7 protein-coding genes are annotated in these 5287 nt (G+C 45.4%); 6 read left to right on the plus strand and 1 reads right to left on the minus strand.

What is annotated here, in order from left to right; genetic code table 11:
* Positions 1-155: 155 nt before the first annotated feature.
* Positions 156-746: a hypothetical protein gene (locus ACFQ2O_RS19675; RefSeq protein ID WP_377532058.1), complete on the plus strand. Its 591-nt coding sequence runs from the start codon at positions 156-158 to the stop codon at positions 744-746.
* 5 nt (positions 747-751) lie between these two features.
* Here ACFQ2O_RS19675 and ACFQ2O_RS19680 read toward each other — a convergent pair whose 3' ends face one another.
* Positions 752-1183 (minus strand): hypothetical protein, encoded by a 432-nt coding sequence (locus ACFQ2O_RS19680; RefSeq protein WP_377532061.1) that lies wholly within the window; start codon positions 1181-1183, stop codon positions 752-754.
* A 390-nt stretch (positions 1184-1573) separates the two neighbouring features.
* Here ACFQ2O_RS19680 and ACFQ2O_RS19685 point away from each other — a divergent pair, with 390 nt between their 5' ends.
* The 5 genes from ACFQ2O_RS19685 (at position 1574) to ACFQ2O_RS19705 (ending at position 5206) form a co-directional block, all read left to right on the plus strand.
* Complete coding sequence (locus ACFQ2O_RS19685) at positions 1574-2491, plus strand: membrane-binding protein (protein ID WP_377532064.1); 918 nt, start codon at positions 1574-1576, stop codon at positions 2489-2491.
* 107 nt (positions 2492-2598) lie between these two features.
* Positions 2599-3312, plus strand: coding sequence for a head GIN domain-containing protein (locus ACFQ2O_RS19690; RefSeq protein WP_377532067.1), 714 nt, complete (start codon positions 2599-2601; stop codon positions 3310-3312).
* A 9-nt stretch (positions 3313-3321) separates the two neighbouring features.
* Positions 3322-3906, plus strand: a complete 585-nt coding sequence (locus ACFQ2O_RS19695) for a hypothetical protein (RefSeq protein ID WP_377532070.1) — start codon at positions 3322-3324, stop codon at positions 3904-3906.
* Positions 3907-4025: 119 nt separating this feature from the next.
* Positions 4026-4238: a hypothetical protein gene (locus ACFQ2O_RS19700; RefSeq protein WP_377532072.1), complete on the plus strand. Its 213-nt coding sequence runs from the start codon at positions 4026-4028 to the stop codon at positions 4236-4238.
* Between the two features lie 56 nt (positions 4239-4294).
* Positions 4295-5206, plus strand: coding sequence for a M28 family peptidase (locus tag ACFQ2O_RS19705; protein ID WP_377532075.1), 912 nt, complete (start codon positions 4295-4297; stop codon positions 5204-5206).
* Positions 5207-5287 lie beyond the last annotated feature (81 nt).

Consider the following 5287-nt stretch of genomic DNA (forward strand, 5'->3'; position numbering starts at 1 on the left):
CTTAAATAAAAGTTTGGAATCCACTAGTACAAAAGTGAAGTATTCAAGTATAAAAAAGCAGTTGCTATTATGTAGCAGCTGCTTTTTTATACTACCACAAGTATAGCTGGTGCGTATTTTGCTTCAGGAAGAAGGTCTAACGAAGGAGGAGGAAAATGAATAAATACCTGATCTATACTTTGGTTATAGCCTTGATGGGGCTTTTGGTTAACTGCAAACAAGCCAGCGATCTGAAAGCTTTTACAGAAGCTAAGTACAGCTTACAGGAGGTGCAGGATGTTACATTGAACGGTGTTGATGTGATGCAGAAGCAAAGTCCTAATGATTTTACCACACAGGAAGGAGATAGTTTATTGGCTTCCATTTCGCAGAACACCTTAAGAGCCAGCGCAACACTATACCTGCAGGTGCAAATGCCAGAAGAAGGAGAAAATAGACGTATGAAAATAACAGCTTTGAAATGGCAATTGCTGGTAGATGGCGAGCACACGCTGCAAGGGGTTATAAAGGAACGCATGCAGCTGCATGAGGGGCTAAATGTATTGCCGATCCAAACGCTGGTAATGATGTCGGAGACGGAGGGGGTGCGTAACTATGAAGGGCTCTCGAAGTTAATGACTCTTTTAGCTAAAAAGGAAGACTTGCGAAAGAGCCTGACCTTGCAAATAAAGCCTACCGTGCAAACGCCCGTAGGTGCCATTGAAGTGCCTCAGTATATTGTGGTAGCAAAGCCTATAGCAACATAAAGCAACTACAAGGTGGTGGCAGAGGAGTCTCTGAACCAGGTATAAGCATTCTTTACTTCTTTAAAGAACTGCATCTCAAACAGGAACATCTCCCTGGCTCTATCCATCAAATCTTCCAGTATGATTTTGCTATAGATGTCTTCCGGTTCGATAAAAGCCATTTTTTGGATACGGCTTTCGGCTGCCAAAAGTGGTGCAACTGTTTCGCTGGCCCAGACCTGATCTTCTGATGAAATAATACCGCCCTCTATATTGTTCACAAGCCAGTGGTGCAGTTGCTTTTCTATGGCAACCTCTACGGCAGTTATCAAACCTTTGCGGTACAGGTTTGATGGCACCAGGCCGTGAGGGTGAACGACCATCAACTTTAAGCTGGTGTCTTCAAAAACTGTTAATGCAGCAGAAGTATAAAGTATGTTGTAGATAGATGATGCCAAGTACGTACTGTTGTTGTAAGTGCCTGCTGCTAAGCTATAAAATAAATCAACACCGTTCAACCATGCCCGCCGGCTTTCAAGAGTAAAGCCTGTTTACTTACTACTGCATTGCATTTTGATAGATGATCTGTTTGCAAATCAGCAGCAAACTAACGCGCGAGTTTATTGCGTGCGGGTTTTGTAGCATAGTATACATGCGGTTTATTTTCAGTTAACTAAACGGCAGGTAATTGCCCGCTGTTGCTGCAATACTATTATCAGCAACCAAAGTGAAAAAAGTAGCCAATCTCGCTGTTGAGCACTATTCTGGCAAAGTACTTGCTAACATACTAGATACCGCAGTTTATCCGTTTTATCTCTATAGCTGCTTTACCTACAGAACTTTACACTATGCCATACATAAAGAAACTTACTATTGCGCTGGGGCTGGTGCTGGCACCGGTGCTAGGGCAGATAGCTTCTGCAGCCACTGTAACTGCCCCTGCTTATGAAAACAAAACAACTGCAACACGGGCCGGAGCACGTGATATTGTACAGGAGATCATCAACGTGATAGGGCTCAAGCCCCGTTTCGAGCTAAGAGCTGCTGATATAGATAATGCCGCTGCCGTTGTGTATAACGGTGAGCGATATATTTTATACAGCGAGAATTTCTTGGCTAGGATCAACAACGCCGTGCACACAGATTGGGGAGGCGTAAGTATTTTGGCGCATGAAATTGGGCACCACCTGAACGGGCACACCTTAAGCAGAAGCGGCAGCAACCCCGGCGATGAGCTGGAGGCAGATGAATTCTCTGGTTTTGTACTGCGCAAAATGGGCGCCAGCCTTGCCGAGGCACAGGCAGCGATCAATCTTTTGTCAGAAGACAGAACATCCCGTACACATCCGGGCAGAGATTACCGGCTAGCTGCTATCAGCAAAGGGTGGAAAAGCGCAAATGACCAGCTATTAGCAAGTGCCAGAGCCCCACAGCCTGACCAGCGAGCCATTGCCGCTATGCCTGCACGGAGGCCAGCTATCAATTCATCGGCAGCAAGAAACACCTCATCTGCTGCGTTAGATAGCCGTATGGTGCTTACCAAAGTCACGTTCAGCAAAGCGCCACGTGAGCAGTTTTACCTGACTACGCGCATGCACCTGGTTCACGTTACGGAAAACGGACCAGTTGTAATCGGTAAGCTGGCTAAAACCGGTAATCCTGATTTTCCATACTATTTTGAAAGTGAATACATGAAAACTGTTTTCGTTTCTGATAAAGGTATATTGGTAAATCAGCAGGGGCAGCAGGTAGGGCGTCTTTCTTAGAACAACGCGCTAAGTAGCTAAAGTAAAGGCCACATCTACAGGTAGGTGTGGCCTTTATTAATGTTTTTGTATATTGCTCTTCAATCATCTACAAGACGCTATATACTATGAAAATTCTCAAATTACCCTTCCTGTTTCTAGCTACGGCTGTAGTAGCCTTCTCCTGCGACGATAAAGGCTTTTGCCTGGAAGGAGAGGGAGGCGTAGAGACCCGTACATTAGATATGGCAGCTATAAGCGGAGTAGAGGTAAGTGGCAGCACGAAAGTTTACATATCGCGTGGCAACCCACAGCGTGTTGAGGTGCGGGGACAGGGGAATGTGCTGGATGAATTGGAAACTGAGGTAGACAACGGCGTTTGGGATATTGAATTTGACAGATGCCTTCGCAATCATAAGAAAGTAGAAATACATATAACAGTTCCGGAGCTGCATGTGGCGCGCGTGGGTGGTTCAGGTTCTATAGAGCTGGAAGATGTATTTGAAAGCCGCGAGTTTAAAACGAGTGTTTCTGGATCTGGCAATGTGCTGCTACGTGTGGCCACTGATAAGCTGGATGCCCGTATAAGCGGGTCTGGCACAATTCGTGCAGCTGGTGTTGCCAATGAGCAGGATATTTCCATCTCAGGTTCTGGCAACTATTTGGCCTCTGATGTTAACTCCAAAAAGGTAGAAGTGAATGTTTCCGGCTCAGGAGAAGCAGAGGTGAACGCAGCAAACCAACTTGATGCGAAGATTAGCGGAAGCGGCCGGGTATACTATACCGGTAACCCCAGCGTTAACACCAGCGTGTCTGGCTCTGGGAAAGTAATTAAGAAGTAGAAAATAAAAATGAGAAGTAAATTAGTAAACTATACCTTTCTGTTGGCGCTGTTGCTGTTTAGCTTTGCCTGTAAAACCAAGAATGATGTAGAAGCTTTTAAAGAAGCTGAGTACAGTTTGGCAGGTATAGACAGAATGGAGTTGAATGGAATCAATCTGCTCAACAAGAAAGGGCCACAGGATTTTTCTTTTAACGATGCAGCGAAGCTTTTCTCTGCCTTTTCAGAAAATAACCTCAATGCTGTGTCTACTATTGGCCTGAATGTGCAGCTGCCAGAGGGAAGCGAAGCTAGAACCATGACCGTAACGCAGCTCAAGTGGCAGTTGCTGGTAGGGGAGGAGCAGACTTTAACTGGTATTGTAAGCGAGCCGGTGGAGCTAAGAAATGGCTTAAACACAATCACTATAAACTCTCCCTTACAGTTTACTGCAGATGCAAGCGGGAAAACTGATTTCAATAAGCTGCTGCGCTTAGCTACTCTGCTGAACCAGAAAGATGCCAATGCGCCTAAGCTGAGTTTGCAAATAAAACCTACCATTCAAACCTCTATAGGACCGGTAGAGCTGCCCAGCTATATAAAAGTGAAAGATTAGAGAGAAGCCAGGTGTAGCACCTGGCTTTTTTATGCTCCTGAAACTATAGTTCTCCAAAGCCGTAGTGGCACGCTGCTTGCATTGTCAGCTTTGTACGTTTATCCTAAATAGATACTCAGATGATGCAGAACAAGCTGATGAAATGGAAGAAAGAAACAGCGGTGCAGGCAAGTGCTGTTAAAACTTACATGCGTAATGGCTGGGTGCCAATAGAACAACTGCCGCAGCAGCAGCAAAACAATACACAACAGGGTGACCGGCCGTTAAAAGCATCCATATCTCCTGCGCAGCAGAACCGCCAGAAAAGCTGGGTGCCCTGGCCGAAGTTCTAATAGTTTATACTTGGCTGCGATAGCTGTACATGCTACCTTCGTCTTTTAACCTGACTATGAAAAAAGCATTTGCCCTTACCTGTATACTTGCCCTGCCACTACTAGGCGTGGCGCAGCGAATAGATAAAAAACAGCTACTGAAGGACGTGCAGGTACTGTCTGCCGACTCCATGCAAGGCCGCCACAGCGGAACACCAGGCAATGCCCTGGCGCAGGAGTATCTTTTAAATCGGTTTAAAGAAGCAGGTATAAAACCTTTTGCAACGGATTATAAGCAACACTTTAGCATTGATACAAAAAGAGCTAAAGTAGAACAGGCAACTAACCTAGTGGGCTATATTGCCGGTAAGTCTGATAAAGCTATTGTTGTTACAGCCCATTACGACCATGTAGGGCAGCAGGACAGTTTGATTTATAACGGGGCAGATGATAATGCCTCCGGTGTGGGTGCCCTTTTAGCTGCGGCCGCATACTTTGCCAAGCACCCGCCAAAGCATACCATTATTTTTGCGGCACTTGATGCCGAAGAACTTGGTTTGCAAGGTGCCAAAGCATTTTTAGAGCATCCGCCCGTTCCGCTGGAGCATATCCTTCTAAACGTGAACATGGATATGTTGAGCATCAACAACAAAGGTGAACTTTACGCAAGTGGCGCTTATCACTATCCACAGCTCAAGCCATTTCTGCAAAAGGTAAAGCCACAGCCACATGCCAAACTTGTACTTGGCCACGACCGACCCGAGCAGGGCCACGACGATTGGACAGGACAATCAGACCATGCTATGTTTCACAAAAAGGATATTCCTTTTGTATATTTTGGCGTGGAAGATCACCTGCACTATCACAAACCTACAGACGATTTTGAGCAGGTGAACAAAGCATTTTATCCGGATGCAGCATTATTGGTTATCAATTTCCTGAAAGAAATTGATGCAAATCTGGCGCAACCAGGCACAGCAAAGCAGTAAATTTAAGCGCAAGTGTAGCATGAAATTGCGTTTTATTTTAGAGAGCCATACTTGCTGCTAGCAACTGATAAATGCTCTATA

The organism is Pontibacter rugosus (assembly GCF_042678745.1).
Classification (GTDB): domain Bacteria; phylum Bacteroidota; class Bacteroidia; order Cytophagales; family Hymenobacteraceae; genus Pontibacter; species Pontibacter rugosus.

Excerpts from the sequence above, each read along its gene's own strand:
- ACFQ2O_RS19675 (WP_377532058.1), top strand. The coding sequence starts at position 156 with ATGAATAAATACCTGATCTATACTTTGGTTATAGCCTTGATGGGGCTT.
- ACFQ2O_RS19685 (WP_377532064.1), top strand. The coding sequence starts at position 1,574 with ATGCCATACATAAAGAAACTTACTATTGCGCTGGGGCTGGTGCTGGCA.
- ACFQ2O_RS19690 (WP_377532067.1), top strand. The coding sequence starts at position 2,599 with ATGAAAATTCTCAAATTACCCTTCCTGTTTCTAGCTACGGCTGTAGTA.
- ACFQ2O_RS19695 (WP_377532070.1), top strand. The coding sequence starts at position 3,322 with ATGAGAAGTAAATTAGTAAACTATACCTTTCTGTTGGCGCTGTTGCTG.
- ACFQ2O_RS19700 (WP_377532072.1), top strand. The coding sequence starts at position 4,026 with ATGATGCAGAACAAGCTGATGAAATGGAAGAAAGAAACAGCGGTGCAG.
- ACFQ2O_RS19705 (WP_377532075.1), top strand. The coding sequence starts at position 4,295 with ATGAAAAAAGCATTTGCCCTTACCTGTATACTTGCCCTGCCACTACTA.